Source organism: Vulcanisaeta distributa JCM 11216 (genome assembly GCF_001315985.1).
In the GTDB taxonomy this organism is placed as follows: domain Archaea; phylum Thermoproteota; class Thermoprotei; order Thermoproteales; family Thermocladiaceae; genus Vulcanisaeta; species Vulcanisaeta distributa_E.
Window position 1 is genome coordinate 36,263 of sequence record NZ_BBBI01000015.1, and the last position, 12,764, is coordinate 49,026.

The 12,764-nt window shown below is 44.1% G+C and carries 20 protein-coding genes and 1 tRNA gene; 7 read left to right on the forward strand and 14 right to left on the reverse strand.

What is annotated here, in order from left to right:
• Position 1: 1 nt before the first annotated feature.
• Positions 2-151, reverse strand: coding sequence for a YHS domain-containing protein (locus JCM11216_RS19230; protein WP_243676109.1), 150 nt, complete (start codon positions 149-151; stop codon positions 2-4).
• Positions 152-244: 93 nt separating this feature from the next.
• On the opposite strand from JCM11216_RS19230, the gene JCM11216_RS11020 reads away from it, so the two are divergent.
• Entirely contained in the window at positions 245-784 is a 540-nt protein-coding gene (locus JCM11216_RS11020; RefSeq protein ID WP_054854226.1) for a TRASH domain-containing protein, read from the forward strand.
• A gap of 6 nt (positions 785-790) precedes the next feature.
• Complete coding sequence (locus JCM11216_RS11025; protein ID WP_054854227.1) at positions 791-994, forward strand: hypothetical protein; 204 nt, start codon at positions 791-793, stop codon at positions 992-994.
• A gap of 259 nt (positions 995-1,253) precedes the next feature.
• Here JCM11216_RS11025 and JCM11216_RS11030 read toward each other — a convergent pair whose 3' ends face one another.
• From JCM11216_RS11030 to JCM11216_RS19255, 8 genes are all read right to left on the reverse strand, one after another.
• The gene (locus JCM11216_RS11030) at positions 1,254-2,132 is read right to left on the reverse strand and encodes an ABC transporter permease subunit (RefSeq protein WP_054854228.1); all 879 of its coding nucleotides are present in this window, start codon (positions 2,130-2,132) and stop codon (positions 1,254-1,256) included.
• A gap of 194 nt (positions 2,133-2,326) precedes the next feature.
• Positions 2,327-3,019 carry a sugar ABC transporter permease gene (locus JCM11216_RS11035; protein ID WP_243676110.1) on the reverse strand — a complete coding sequence of 231 codons (693 nt, stop codon included), beginning with the start codon at positions 3,017-3,019 and terminating at the stop codon, positions 2,327-2,329.
• A 16-nt stretch (positions 3,020-3,035) separates the two neighbouring features.
• Positions 3,036-3,554: a hypothetical protein gene (locus JCM11216_RS19235; RefSeq protein ID WP_243676121.1), complete on the reverse strand. Its 519-nt coding sequence runs from the start codon at positions 3,552-3,554 to the stop codon at positions 3,036-3,038.
• A gap of 79 nt (positions 3,555-3,633) precedes the next feature.
• Entirely contained in the window at positions 3,634-3,882 is a 249-nt protein-coding gene (locus JCM11216_RS19240; RefSeq protein WP_243676111.1) for a hypothetical protein, read from the reverse strand.
• Positions 3,883-4,059: 177 nt separating this feature from the next.
• Entirely contained in the window at positions 4,060-4,527 is a 468-nt protein-coding gene (locus tag JCM11216_RS19245; RefSeq protein ID WP_243676112.1) for a hypothetical protein, read from the reverse strand.
• 177 nt (positions 4,528-4,704) lie between these two features.
• Complete coding sequence (locus tag JCM11216_RS11045) at positions 4,705-5,823, reverse strand: alpha-amylase family glycosyl hydrolase (protein ID WP_243676113.1); 1,119 nt, start codon at positions 5,821-5,823, stop codon at positions 4,705-4,707.
• Entirely contained in the window at positions 5,807-6,016 is a 210-nt protein-coding gene (locus JCM11216_RS19250) for a hypothetical protein (protein WP_243676114.1), read from the reverse strand. Before JCM11216_RS19250 ends, JCM11216_RS11045 begins: the two co-directional genes overlap by 17 nt.
• Positions 5,964-6,137 carry a hypothetical protein gene (locus JCM11216_RS19255; RefSeq protein ID WP_243676115.1) on the reverse strand — a complete coding sequence of 58 codons (174 nt, stop codon included), beginning with the start codon at positions 6,135-6,137 and terminating at the stop codon, positions 5,964-5,966. Before JCM11216_RS19255 ends, JCM11216_RS19250 begins: the two co-directional genes overlap by 53 nt.
• Positions 6,138-6,244: 107 nt before the next feature.
• On the opposite strand from JCM11216_RS19255, the gene JCM11216_RS11050 reads away from it, so the two are divergent.
• Positions 6,245-6,325 (forward strand) — tRNA-Glu (locus JCM11216_RS11050).
• Between the two features lie 79 nt (positions 6,326-6,404).
• Here the strand turns inward: JCM11216_RS11050 and JCM11216_RS11055 are convergent.
• Positions 6,405-6,758 carry a hypothetical protein gene (locus JCM11216_RS11055; RefSeq protein WP_054854229.1) on the reverse strand — a complete coding sequence of 118 codons (354 nt, stop codon included), beginning with the start codon at positions 6,756-6,758 and terminating at the stop codon, positions 6,405-6,407.
• Between the two features lie 281 nt (positions 6,759-7,039).
• Here JCM11216_RS11055 and JCM11216_RS11060 point away from each other — a divergent pair, with 281 nt between their 5' ends.
• The 3 genes from JCM11216_RS11060 to JCM11216_RS11070 all read left to right on the forward strand — a co-directional run bounded on the left by JCM11216_RS11060 (position 7,040) and on the right by JCM11216_RS11070 (position 9,355).
• Positions 7,040-7,324: a MoaD/ThiS family protein gene (locus JCM11216_RS11060; RefSeq protein WP_054854230.1), complete on the forward strand. Its 285-nt coding sequence runs from the start codon at positions 7,040-7,042 to the stop codon at positions 7,322-7,324.
• A gap of 127 nt (positions 7,325-7,451) precedes the next feature.
• Positions 7,452-9,035, forward strand: coding sequence for a lysine--tRNA ligase (gene lysS, locus JCM11216_RS11065; RefSeq protein ID WP_243676122.1), 1,584 nt, complete (start codon positions 7,452-7,454; stop codon positions 9,033-9,035).
• A gap of 5 nt (positions 9,036-9,040) precedes the next feature.
• Complete coding sequence (locus JCM11216_RS11070) at positions 9,041-9,355, forward strand: hypothetical protein (protein WP_054854235.1); 315 nt, start codon at positions 9,041-9,043, stop codon at positions 9,353-9,355.
• Here JCM11216_RS11070 and JCM11216_RS19260 read toward each other — a convergent pair whose 3' ends face one another.
• The 3 genes from JCM11216_RS19260 to JCM11216_RS11080 all read right to left on the reverse strand — a co-directional run bounded on the left by JCM11216_RS19260 (position 9,356) and on the right by JCM11216_RS11080 (position 11,409).
• Entirely contained in the window at positions 9,356-10,132 is a 777-nt protein-coding gene (locus JCM11216_RS19260; RefSeq protein WP_243676116.1) for a hypothetical protein, read from the reverse strand.
• The gene (locus JCM11216_RS19265; RefSeq protein WP_243676117.1) at positions 10,117-10,812 is read right to left on the reverse strand and encodes a hypothetical protein; all 696 of its coding nucleotides are present in this window, start codon (positions 10,810-10,812) and stop codon (positions 10,117-10,119) included. Before JCM11216_RS19265 ends, JCM11216_RS19260 begins: the two co-directional genes overlap by 16 nt.
• 84 nt (positions 10,813-10,896) lie before the next feature.
• Positions 10,897-11,409, reverse strand: coding sequence for a hypothetical protein (locus JCM11216_RS11080; protein WP_243676118.1), 513 nt, complete (start codon positions 11,407-11,409; stop codon positions 10,897-10,899).
• A 127-nt stretch (positions 11,410-11,536) separates the two neighbouring features.
• On the opposite strand from JCM11216_RS11080, the gene JCM11216_RS11085 reads away from it, so the two are divergent.
• The gene (locus tag JCM11216_RS11085; protein WP_054854231.1) at positions 11,537-12,265 is read left to right on the forward strand and encodes an acyltransferase; all 729 of its coding nucleotides are present in this window, start codon (positions 11,537-11,539) and stop codon (positions 12,263-12,265) included.
• Here the strand turns inward: JCM11216_RS11085 and JCM11216_RS11090 are convergent.
• Positions 12,251-12,764, reverse strand: a 514-nt coding sequence (locus JCM11216_RS11090; RefSeq protein WP_243676119.1) for an AAA family ATPase, incomplete at its 5' end; no start/stop codon positions are given. The genes JCM11216_RS11085 and JCM11216_RS11090 overlap by 15 nt on opposite strands.

Genomic DNA, 12,764 nt, shown 5'->3' on the forward strand with positions numbered 1-12,764 from the left:
CCTAATGCTCATGCGGCATTCCCTGGGGGGGTCCATGCGTCAAGTAATACTCAGGGTTCGTCTCGAATGCCCGTTTACACATTGGTGAGCAGAAGTAGTATACCCTACCTTTGTAGATGGCTTTATACTGCGTACTTGTATCAACCTCCATACCACATACAGGTCTATAGCCTTACCCATACGGGAGTGCAATTAATGCACTGAACTGTATAGTTTATCAAGAACAATTTGTTAATCAGCTCCAATGAAACAGGAAACACTTGTTTCTAGGTTCACGGATATTGAGATTAGGGTACTAAATATACTTAGGGAGAATGCCAGGGCGAGTGTTTCGGAGATTGCCGAGAGACTTGGCGTGTCAAGGGTAACTGTGTATAGGGCACTAAAGTCATTAATTAGCAAAGGCGTTAAATTCACGGTGGATGTGCCGGAGGATTCGCCAAGGGCATTCGTAATAACTAGGGAGCCGCACATGGATCTTGGTGATTGCTATAAGTTGGTTGATGGCAGGTACATGGTGATTGTGAGGGCTAGGGACTTCAATGAGTTGGTAACCATCATTGACAGGCTTAGGGATAGGGATGAAGTCCACATAGCGTTAAGACCCGTAGGTAAGCAGTTGGTTAGTATTGGTTTGGTGTGTGATTATTGCGGCGGGACCATAACAGTGCCAATAATATATAGGAGGGGTAGGAGGACGTATTACCTATGCTGTGAGACTTGTTTAAGGGAATTGAAGAAAAAATTAAGCCGGAGTAATAAAAATAAGGCTGGTGCACCGTGATTTACTGTGTCATCTAGTAGTGGGAATAGGTGCGTCTTTTATCAGAGGACATACGATGGTGAGCGCTGCATACTCATGCCACCCGAGGACTGGAGGGTAAGTAGAAGTAAGTTCATCAATTTCTGCCTTAATGGTGGCCGTGGATGCCCCCCCGTACTCAGTAGGTACTACTCAATAATTTCCAAGGAATTAGACAAAGAAGAAAAATAATTCCCACTGTTTTTCATCATTTACTAGGCTTATCTGCATCAGGCAATCTGTTATATGCAGGACCCGACGTTAGTGTCACATTGAGGGGTGCTACATATGGGCATGAGCTTTGGGCATCGAGTTATGGGTGTCGTGAGTAGTGCTTTTACTATTAGTAAAAGAGTTACCGTGTATATTATTTAAATTGTCATATTATTTGGGTATTTTTTAGATATTTAAACTTTTCTTTTCAATTATTCTTTTAAATATTTTCAATCTATCATGCCTTAACCCCACCCATTGCGTATACCTGTACCAAGTACTTCTGGAATGCTATGAATATTGCAAATATCGGTATCCCCATGAGCACGGAAAACGCGGCAAGCACGTTATACAGTGTTGCCCTATTCACGAAGGCCAGGTAATACATACCCAGGGTTAACGTTCGCATATTACCCTTTGCTATGAACGCGTATGCCAATGCATAATCCGTGTAGGCCCCCATGAACGCCAAGAGCGCCACAAACGCAATTATTGGCTTAGCCATTGGCAAGAGAATCCTGAAGAATGCCCCCCCAAGCCTAGTTAATCCATCGATTAACGCGGCCTCCTCATAGTCCTTAGGTACCCTATCGAGAAATACCTTAACTAGGTATGAACTAAATATAGACGTACCTCCAGAATAGGCCAGTATTAGGGCTATGTATACGGTCCATCCCTTAAGCATACCCAATGATGCGAACATTAGGTACAATGGTAATGCCGTTGCTGCGAATGGGAAGAATGTCATGACGTAAATCGCCACCATTAACGTTGTTTTCCCGGGCACGTTAAACCTTGACAGGGCTGCCCCCCCGGTTATGAAGGTGACAATCACCGTAATGGCTATAGTGCCTGTCGCGAGAATCAAGCTGTTCCTAAGCCATAGTAAGAATGGTTCCTTAAACAATATGTAGTAATACGCCTCCAGGGATGGGTGCTCAGGTAGGAGCGAGCGTAGGGTTATTGAGGCTAGTGTTGGTATTGGGTTTATGGACGTGATTATTATGTAGTATATTGGGAATACTGCTATGATCGCTGTTATAGTTAATACTATATATGAAATCCCAAGCCTAACCCATCTAATCATCCTATTCTTTAGGCTGTACTTATTGCTCATGTTATCACCTCGAGAACCCTACCAACCCTGAGCATTAGTACTGCCATTATTGTCAAAATTATCGTTGAGATACTGAGTAGGCAGCGGCAATGTTGTAATAGCCGTATGAGAATGCCTCTTGATATGTATAAACAATTAATATATCAGTTGATATACCAGGTCCGCCACTAGTCAGTATATATATTGGGTAAAAGTTATTCCATGTAAAAACGAAGCCGCCAACACTGACGAAGGCTATGGCACTCCTCATTAGGGGGCAGTGTTATGTACCTAAACCTGTGCCATGCATTGGCGCCATCAACCACGGCAATATCGTACAACTCACTCGGTATGCTCTGTAGGCTTGATAGGAAGACTGCCGTGTAGTATGGGAATGATAACCACAGGTTCGTTAGTATTAACGCAACCCAGGCGGTGTTCGTGAATGATAACCAATTAATTGGTGGGATACCGAATAACCCTAGGAATTTATTGATTATTCCATATTCGTAATTCCACATACCATACCAAATCACCAGGGATATATATGCTGGGAATGCCCAGGGTACCAGGAGTAACGTAAAGAATACATTCCTACCCTTAATATCCCTCTGATTAAGTATTAGGGCCAATATGAATCCGGTAACCACCATCGGGACTAAACTACCCACTGTCCAAATCACCGTGTTTAACAATAACGTGTAGAACATACCACTCGACAAAATTTCCTGATAGATCCTTAACCCAACAAATGAGTAATGAAATAGATGAAAAAGGTCGAAGTTTGTGAATGATATGTACACGGCGTAAGCCACTGGGTATAGAAATAGGAATAATGCAATGGCAATGATGGGAAGGAGGTAAAGGTATTGGATAAAGATACGGTCTAGTTTTTGAAGGGAATCCATTATCAATCACCTAAACCTAACCGCCTGACTGAGCCATCTGCTGGAGCATGTACTGCTCCATGCCCTGGGCAGCGGCCTGAGCAGTCGTCTGGTTAGCGAAGTAGGCAGTCGCGTACTGGTGGAATGCATTCCAGTAGTAAGCCATTGCGGGTATGTTGGGGAACTTCTGGCCATACTGTGCCTGGGCGAATATACCCTCCATAATGCCGTTTAGGCACGACGGCGTTAACTGCCCAGCCTCCAATTGGCTAACTGCCTGATTATAGGCCTGTACATTGGCAGGTATGTCATGTGCATAATTCCACAGGTTAAGGTCCGCCTGCGGCCCGGTCATGTACAGTATGAACACCAACGCAGCCTCCAACTGCTGCGGTGTAGCACCACTGGCCTGCGGCGATGCAATCACCCAACCAGTACTACCTATTAACGGGCTCGCATGTAGACCTGTCTGACTAACAACAGGCAATGGCGCAGCACCCAGGTTGCAACCAAGGGCCTTGAAGTATGTCCCAAGATCCCACGGCCCGTCAAAGATGATGGCGGTCTCATTGCTCGTGAATAATTGACCCTCAAGGCTTGGTTCATGTCTGGGGCATTTATGTGTAAGCCGTATGTTAGGTTGTACCAGAATTCCAGGGCATCAGCCATGGCGCTTGAGTTGAGTTGTGGCATGTTGTTGGGGGGGCCGAATATCTGCCCACCAAAGCCAGCGAACCAAGCCGCGAATCTATAGCCCCCCACTCGGAGCCAACACCGTAGGCGATGCACCACACGTGGTACGTGCTATTGACCTGTAGGCACGTGTTGATTAGTTGGTCTGTGGTGTTTGGTGGTGATGTTATGTATTGCTTGTTGTAGAACATGACTATGTAGTTTATGTTGTCGGGTAAGCCGTAATAACCATGGGCACTTGGCGTGTTTAGGTAGAAGTTCTGGGCGGCAGTGGTAGGTATTGTTCGAATACTGATGGTAATAAGTACTCACTTAAGTTAAGTAGTAGGCCTGCTGCGAATAACTTACCGGCATCATCACTTGAATCCCTATATACGATTGGGGGCTTGGCCTGCCTTTGCGGCTGATATGAAGTTACTAGTTGCAATGCCAACGCCATAGGTGACCTCAACGTGTATGCATGGGTACAACTGCTCAAAGGATGCCAGTGAGGCGTTGAATGCCTGGTTCTCACTAACGCTGTAGGTGTTCCAGACCGTTATTGTTACGTTACCAACCTTTGAACAGAACATTTGAGCGAAGCTTGAATTATAGACGTTCTGTGGCGTGAAGTACGACATTGGTATTGTAAAGCCCGGTGCAGTTACTTGCGTTGACGTTGAGTTTTGCGGTGGAGGTGTTGTGGTTGTTACGTTCTGTGATGTCGTTGTTGGTGGTGTTGATGGTTTTGATGGCTTGTAAAGGTAAACCACTGCCACGACTGCGGCTATTATGACTATTACGGCAACGACTATGCCTATTATAACCCCCCCCTTGGATAGTCCAAGCTTGTTCATACGCATTCAGGTATTATGAATAGGTTTAAAAGCATTACCGTGATTAATTTATATAATTCATGAATGTTCATAAATAAAGAAGTCAAAAATTAGATATTTATCTATATGTTTATACCTAGGTATACTCATTAATAAGCAGTTATTAATGACCGTTAAGTATCGATGATTCTTAGCAAGTTATCTACTCTTAATAATGAAGTAATCGCCGCTTAAGATACCACCGCTATATTTCCTTAGTTCATTACTTAATCTGATCTCGAACCTATTATCGTAATATATTAATTCGCTTGAATTAGCCGTTACGTACCTAGGCGTTAGGGTTAATTCCGATAGCCTTCTTATGAATTCATGAAGGGTGTTGGAATCATTGACTCTTTTCCAATCCATGCACCTCCTATTATCAGGGTCAGGACCTCCCTCAAGCATAATTTCATCACCGTAATAGAGCATTGGGGTTCCGATCCAGGTGTATATGAATACTAATGCTGCCTTAAACTTCTCAATATCGCCGTCAAGCATAGTTATTGCTCTTGGTGTATCGTGCGTATCCACAAAGAGCCAGGAGTTGATTAGGAAGTGTTTTGGTAATACGTTCAATTGCCTCTTAAGCACTTGAGCAAAATCCTCAGCGCTGACCTCACCATGTAGGAATTTAATTAATGGTTCCCAGACCTGGTAATTCATGACGCCATCAACGGCATTCCTCCATAGGAATGGATCGCCCCCCCAGACCTCGGCAATTAATGGCTTATTAATGAAGTTCCTTAGGTCCCACAAAAACCAGGGTGGTATGCCGGCGCCAACATCAATCCTGAAGGCGTCAACACCCATTAACGCCCAATGAAGTACTATGCCCTTAACCCACTCACCGGCGAACTTCATGTTAAGTTTAGGCATTCTCTTGACATCCATGAACTTCTCATAATCACCATCATAGATGTAATACCAACGGGAGTACTCAGGATCGCCATTTAGGGCTGCCTTAAAGGCAGGGTGCTCGGAACCAGTGTGATGAATAGGCAAGTCAAGTATTAACTTAATACCAAGATTATGCGCGCTCCTCAATAATTCCTTAAACGCCTTATTACCGCCTAAATCATCATCAACGTTGAAGTAATCAATAACGTCATACCTATGGTAAGACGCTGCCCTAAAGATTGGCGTTAAGTAAATTGTGTCAAAGCCCATGGACCTAATGTAACCAAGCCTATCCCTAATGAAGGTCAGGTCACCGCCGAGCCTATCCCTCGGGCCACCCTCCCTCCTACACCCAAACCTATCAACGAATATCCCCATAAATCGCCCTAAATAACCTGCGCCTAACTCCACGGACCCTCCTAACGACCCCCCCGCCAAGCTTAAGTACATTAAACCCATTCTCCACAGGTCCATCATCAAGGATAACCTCGCCATCAATTAAATACCTATAATAATACTTACCTGGGGGGTAGTGAAACGTAGGCGCAATAATCAGAGCCGCAAAACCCAAGCTCGATGGGCTTCATGAACGCTGTAAAACTACCAACCACAAAGGCAGCTCTCCTAGGGCGTTTACTCACTGAAAACCTAACAAAGTAAATATCATCATTCCTAAATACGGTAATGGGCATCAAATCAACCGTAAAATCACGAACTTAAATTAATTAACCCATACTCCTTAATGACGGGAAGGAACAGGATAAAGACTTAAAAACCGACGCGTTTCTAATGATTACGAGCCCCGGTAGTATAGCCCGGTCAAGTATGTGGGCCTTTCGAGCCCGTGACCCGGGTTCAAATCCCGGCCGGGGGGGCACCAGTCAATTGGTCATAAGCACTTGTATGATTAAGGATATAGTTTTGAGTTTTGTGAATTGTAGGTGATATTGATTGCATGCCTAAGGTGCGCCAATCATTTTTGCTATGTCGTATATAATCATTGGTTTCCAATAGGTTATATTAAGTACTCTTAGTATGCCTATTATCCAGGTTATTAAAAGCGCCAGCCCAGCTAGGTAGCCCAGCACAACTATTACTATGTGCATGGGTAGTATGAGGATTGTTATGAGTGATAATATTCCAAGAATAACCTCAACACCAATAATAACTATTCCAAAGGCAATACTCAGATATGACCAATGCCTAACATAACCAGAACCAGGCTTAATAACTAAGCCAATTACTCCGCCAATAAGTGGTATTATCCAAGCGACCAAAGCCCAAACACGCTCCTCCTCGCTTAACTGCGACACGTAAATTATATGAAACAGTGTCTTTATAAATGCTTCCAGTATTGTTGATGCTCACGTATAAAATAATTCTTAATTTTTGTTAAGGGCATTTAATCATATACGACACTGAAATAATTTAGAAAACCCTTGCGTCCTATGCATTAATGGTGGCAATCACCTTGTCCCGTTTTCCAATTACCGAGGGTTTAATGCATCAATAACGTAGTAGGCCTTATAGGTTTCGGGCTTAAACGTGGGGCGTTGAGTTAGATTTTTATGTGCTGTATTTTTCAACCTGGTCTGTGAGGGTTAGGGTTAAGTTTTTTGGCGGTCTTTATGAGTTGATTGGTACATTTAAGATAGAGCTTGAGGTACCAAATAACCTTTCTGTGGGTGGCCTTATTGATTTGATTACGCATACATTCAATCCCAAGTTCACCGAGGCCGTACTTGATGGTGATGGTAAGTTGAGGAGTGAATACGTCGTGCTAGTTAATGGTAAGGCCATTGAGTGGCTTAATGGATTGGCTACGAGACTCAGTGATAATGATGAGGTAGTGTTTCTACCGCCTGCGGAGGGTGGCTAAAGCTGTTGGCCTGGGATAACTTATAAATTGCCAGTTGGTTCTTTAATCGTAATGAGTTATACCCATTGTTGATAGGATAGCGAGCCAAGTTCTTGAGAGGTGCCGTAGTGAGGGTAAGGACGAGTGCATACTTAATGGCGGCTTGAGTGTTTCTGGGCTTCAGCACATTGGTAGGCTTAGGGGTGAGATAATACTGAATAGTGTCATTGCCGAGAAATTAAGGGATGCGGGATTGAGGGTTAGGCAGGTCTTGACCCTGTACACGGTGGATCCCTGGAAGGGTAAGGACAAGCAGCTTGAGCAGTTCTTGAATCCCGAGGTTGGTAGGAAGTATGTTGAGTGGCCCCTTGAGCGTGTCCCGGATCCCAAGGGTTGTCATAAGTCCTGGGTTGATCATTACTGGAGGGATTTTGGTGATTACCTTGATTACTTCGCGAAGAATGTTGAGGTTATAACGACCGGCGAGATGTATAGGGAGCATCCTAGGATGAGGGAGTTCATAGTAATGACTATGAGGAATAGGGAGAGGTTGATTGAGGTCATTAATAAGTATAGGGGGGGTAGGAATCCGTATCCGAAGGATTGGATACCCTTCGAGCCAATTTGCGAGAACTGCGGTAGGATCGGCACTGCGGAGGTCACGAAACTAGACCTTGATAAGTATGAGGTTGAGTATAGGTGTACGTATTGTGGGCATGTTGGTAGGGCTAAGTTGACTGATGGTAAGCTTCCGTGGAGGGTTGAGTGGGTTGGTGTTTGGTACACGTTACAAGTTGACTTCGAGCCTTATGGAAAGGACCACGCAATGCCAGGTGGTTCCAGGGACTCCGCTATCGAGATTGCCAAGACTGTTTATGGTGTTAATCCACCGTTGGGTACTTGGTATGAGTGGGTTGGTTATGTGGTTAATGGTAAGGACGTGGGTGACATGGGTAGTAGTGACTTCATAGGTTTCACACCGAGGGAGTGGGTTGAGGTTGCGGAGCCCGAGGTTCTTAGGTACATATACATATTCCACGAACCGACAAAAAGGCTTACCTTCAGTCTTGACTCGGTTTATCAATACGTGGATATTTATGACAGGGCTGAGCGTCTTTACTACGGTGTTGACAAGCCAAGCCCCAAGGAGAAGGATTACCTCGACCTAATTATCAAGTCCTATGAGTATGCACAGATGAGGAGACCACTGCCTAAGGAGATGCCGTTTCAACTGCCATATCTGCATGCAGTTGCTCTGATACAGACATTGCCGCAGTCATTAAGTGAGGAAGAGCTTATGGAGAGAGTCATTAAGAGACTGAGGGAGACGAAGATACTCACTAAGGAATTGGATGAATTATCCCGTGAGAGGATTAAGTCGAGACTCATTAAGGCCCGTAACTGGGTCAGTAGGTACGCGCCTGAGACCTATAGGATTAGGGTTCTTGAGGAGATGCCGGAGACGATTAGGACCTCATTAACCGATATGCAAAGAAGTAAGCTGAGGTTATTACTCCAGGAGCTTGAGAAGATTGATGTTTGGAGTGAGGATAATATCAAGGAGGCAATGAAGAGAGTCCCCCCCAGGGAGGATAAGAATGTCGAGAGGGCCTTCTTTGAGGCTACGTATTTAATCTTCTTTGGTAGACCGAGTGGCCCTAGGATTGCGCCTTACCTAGCAATGCTCGGTAAGGATTTCGTAATTAACAGGTTAATGGATGTATTGAGGTGATTAACATGTCTAAATTATTGGTGGCGGCTATTGTCCTTGCTGTGGCTGTTTACGCCATCTTATTATCGTCATTAGCAGGTACTTACTTACCTAGTAAGGGCAACTTTATCATGGATATAACCGTGCTCGTCCTAGCACTAATCAGCTTCTTCACATCATTTCTTTCAATTAAACAGACCTGGTATGACATTAATACTGCATATACGGATAAGGAATTGATTATTGGGAAACTAAAACGCATATTAGCCTTCTTCTCGTTAGCATTAAATATTATTAACATTATTTTAGTACTTTCGTATGTACTTATTGTAGTTATTTAACTACTTCTTAATCAAAGCCCTTAACTGACTAAGTTCCTTATCCTTGCTTTCAATGATTTTCATCAACTCCTCCCTCTCTTTAAGCAATTGCTCATACTTCTTACGTATGTCCTGGCACTCACTCTCGATCCTCGTTACTTCCCTCATTTTACTCTCCAGTTCCTCCCTTTCCTTATCAAGCTTCTCCCTCAACTCAACCAGTGTGTTCTCCCTAATTATCAATGCCCTCTGGTAATTCATTAACTCCCTCTCCTTATCAAGGAGTCTCTTCTCCCAATCCGTGAGTCTCTTCTCCTCCTCTAATAGCTTTGTCATCAGTGGTTCGAGCTTCTCCATAATCTCTTTCCTCCTCTTACTAATCTCTTCATCGAGCCTCTTCAGTGCATCTTCCCTTTCCCTGAGTAAGTTCTCTAAGGAATTGAGCTTGCCTTCCTTATCCTTGAGTTCTGCCTCGAGCTTATTAAGTGCGTCCTGTCTCTCATTAAGCTTCTTCTCAAACTCTCTAAGTTCCGCCTCCTTTTGAGCCAGTTGCTCAAGTCTTTCCTTAATTTCCTGCTCCCTCTTCTCCAGTTCCCTAAGTCTCGCGTTCTCGGCATCAATCCTTACGGCCTCCATCTCAAGTCTCTGTTCACGGGCTTTCAATTCAACTTCCCAATCCCTAAGCTTGACCTCCTTCTCGCTGAGCGCCTTCTCCCTCTCAGCCAGTATCTTCTCCCTATTTTCAAGCTCATTGAGTCTCGTTGTTAATTGATTAGAGAGCGCTATGAGAGATACCATAACATACTCATTTCATTCAACTTAGCTCTCTCTTCCTCAAGCGCTTTCCTGTCGTTCTCCAGTTTTTGCCTAAGCTCTTCGATACTCTTCTCCCTAACCGAGACATCACTCTCCCTCCTACTTATATCGAGTAACTTATTCTCCAGGTCCTTCTCCCTATTGAGGACCTCGTTATACACCTTGTTCAACTCAGCCAATAAATTACTCAACTTAGATACCTCCGAGACAAGGACTGATGCCTTATCAACACCACTCTCGATTTTAGTGCTAAGATCCTTAACGTTATTATTAATTAATTCAAGAGTCGATGTGGTGCTTGCAAGGCTTTGCTGCATACTGCTTGATAATCCCTGTAGCCTATCCAGGAGATTGTTTATTTTATCGAGGGCATTGAGTAATGAATCAATAAGTTTTTTGCTCGTATCATTGAATTGATTAACTATGGTATTCATTTGAGCTACTCTGTTAGCCATTTCCGCAGTTGATGAATTTATGACCTTAACTGCGTCTTGAATCGTCCTATCATTCCTATCAACTCCAAGCGAAATGGATTGAAGATTCTTCTGCATTTGGTTAACGGTACTAATTAATTCCTGAATATTCTGCTGCAATGCCTGAAGTAGGTTAGTTATATCATTAATCCTTTGGTAAAGCTCCGAAGGCTCTTTAGGCCTAAACACGTTACGTAATTTAAACAAGGGAACTAATATACTTTGCTTTTATTATTCTAAAATAAATTGAACATGATGAAAAACAACACAGAATTAAGGCTTACCAGCACCCTTACCTAAAATATCCAAAATAACTGACTTAAGTCCCTCAATAGTCTCAGAACTTTTTCTATACTCAGAGATTAACCTAATGCCCTGCTCCTCGACGAGCTTCTGAAGCTCATTAAGTCTCGTAGCAACATTAGATAGTTGATTCGTGATCTCAACAACCTGGTTAACATCAAGTGTTCTATACTCTCTCAGATCCATTGTCACCTTCGCCAAGAGGTCTACGGCGTTCTCAACCTTACCCTGTATTGAGGATATCGAATCCCTATAGGCAATTAACGATGCCTCAATCCTAGTCAATTCCCTCAACGTATTGGAAAGCATACCAGCTAATTCAGCCATACTTTGCGGTGTTATTCCACTAATTAATTCCTGGGCCTTAATTAGACTTGATAGTGATTTCTCAATTTCATTAACCCTATTCTCCAAGCTCTCAACCCTAGTACTTATGTCCATTAGGTTCTTGGATAATTGATCAACTTTACCACTCAGGTTCATTATCTCCCTAAGAATCCTGGCTATTGGGTCCTCACGTGGGGGGGTGGAGGTGGTGCCGGGTAATAACTCATTGCAATTAATATTGACTTGGTAATTGTTTAAATACTTATCTCGTGTTAATTAATTAATGACGTACATATCTCCAAGGGCAAAAATACTGAGTAAAAATATAGGCAGGGATTTAATGGTACTTGGACCCTCATTGATAGGTGAGGGTACCATAGTGGAACCATTCGTTGTTATAGGCCACCCAATCAGGTCAAAACTCCTGAGCGTGAGGGATAGGGGGGGTTCCATCATTGAGCAGTTAATGGATGAGGTTAGTAATGGCGCCATAATTGGTAGGAACTGCATTGTTAGGAGTAATGTCATTATCTACGAGAATGTGGAGATTGGTGATGGTGTTGAGACGGGGGGGCATAACGCATTGATTAGGGAGAACACGAGGGTTGGCGCGAATACAAGGATTGGGTCTGGGGGGGTCATTATCGATGGGGGGGACACGGTGATCGGCAGTAACGTTAGTATACAGAGCATGGTCTACATACCGAGGGGGGGCACGGTCATAGAGGATAACGTATTCCTAGGGCCCAACGTCGTGATAACTAACGATAAGTACCCACCGAGTAAGAGGCTTGATGGTGTTAGGATTAGGAGGAATGCCGTTATTGGCGCCAATGCAACCCTAATAGCCGGTATTGAGGTTGGCGAGAATGCCGTGGTTGCGGCGGGCTCTGTCGTGACCAAGGATGTACCGCCAGGTGAGGTTGTCGCTGGTGTACCTGCCAAGCCTATTTACGGTGTTGATGTATTTATTAAGAAGAGGATTGAGTACGAAAGATTAGAGACCCCTTAATGCCCTCCTAAGGTTCCTAGCCATCTCCTCAAACCTGGCAATATCTTGCTTGGCTAACGATGGTGGAACGACCTTCAGAGCTTCCTCGAAGTGCTCAATTCCAACAGGCTTAACTTGACTTGTATTGCTCCTAATCGTCTCCCTTAGTGCAAGCATGGCAGCCTCCCTAACTAATGCAGCCAAGTCAGCGCCAGTATATCCCTCGGTTCTTCTCGCTAGGTCCTTAAGGTACTTGTAATTACCGTCCTTAATATCATCGGCAAGCTTCAAGCCCCCCCTTATGTGAACCTTGAGTATCTCGAACCTGGCATCCTCATCTGGTGGTGGCACATAAACTATCCTATCGAACCTACCAGGTCTTAATAGGGCCGGGTCTATTATGTCGGCCCTATTCGTCGCTGCGATAACCACGACATTCTTCAACGGCGCAATTCCATCCATCTCTGCCAATAACTGGTTAACTATTCTATCAGTGGCCCCACTATCAACCCTCAAGCCT

Excerpts from the sequence above, each read along its gene's own strand:
- JCM11216_RS19255 (WP_243676115.1), bottom strand. The coding sequence starts at position 6,137 with ATGCCCATTACCGTATTTAGGAATGATGATATTTACTTTGTTAGGTTT.
- JCM11216_RS11070 (WP_054854235.1), top strand. The coding sequence starts at position 9,041 with ATGTCTAAATTATTGGTGGCGGCTATTGTCCTTGCTGTGGCTGTTTAC.
- JCM11216_RS11020 (WP_054854226.1), top strand. The coding sequence starts at position 245 with ATGAAACAGGAAACACTTGTTTCTAGGTTCACGGATATTGAGATTAGG.
- JCM11216_RS19230 (WP_243676109.1), bottom strand. The coding sequence starts at position 151 with ATGGAGGTTGATACAAGTACGCAGTATAAAGCCATCTACAAAGGTAGG.
- JCM11216_RS19240 (WP_243676111.1), bottom strand. The coding sequence starts at position 3,882 with ATGTTCTACAACAAGCAATACATAACATCACCACCAAACACCACAGAC.
- JCM11216_RS11085 (WP_054854231.1), top strand. The coding sequence starts at position 11,537 with ATGACGTACATATCTCCAAGGGCAAAAATACTGAGTAAAAATATAGGC.
- JCM11216_RS11030 (WP_054854228.1), bottom strand. The coding sequence starts at position 2,132 with ATGAGCAATAAGTACAGCCTAAAGAATAGGATGATTAGATGGGTTAGG.
- JCM11216_RS11035 (WP_243676110.1), bottom strand. The coding sequence starts at position 3,019 with ATGGATTCCCTTCAAAAACTAGACCGTATCTTTATCCAATACCTTTAC.
- JCM11216_RS19245 (WP_243676112.1), bottom strand. The coding sequence starts at position 4,527 with ATGAACAAGCTTGGACTATCCAAGGGGGGGGTTATAATAGGCATAGTC.
- JCM11216_RS19260 (WP_243676116.1), bottom strand. The coding sequence starts at position 10,132 with ATGGTATCTCTCATAGCGCTCTCTAATCAATTAACAACGAGACTCAAT.
- JCM11216_RS11080 (WP_243676118.1), bottom strand. The coding sequence starts at position 11,409 with ATGAACCTGAGTGGTAAAGTTGATCAATTATCCAAGAACCTAATGGAC.
- JCM11216_RS11045 (WP_243676113.1), bottom strand. The coding sequence starts at position 5,823 with ATGGGGATATTCGTTGATAGGTTTGGGTGTAGGAGGGAGGGTGGCCCG.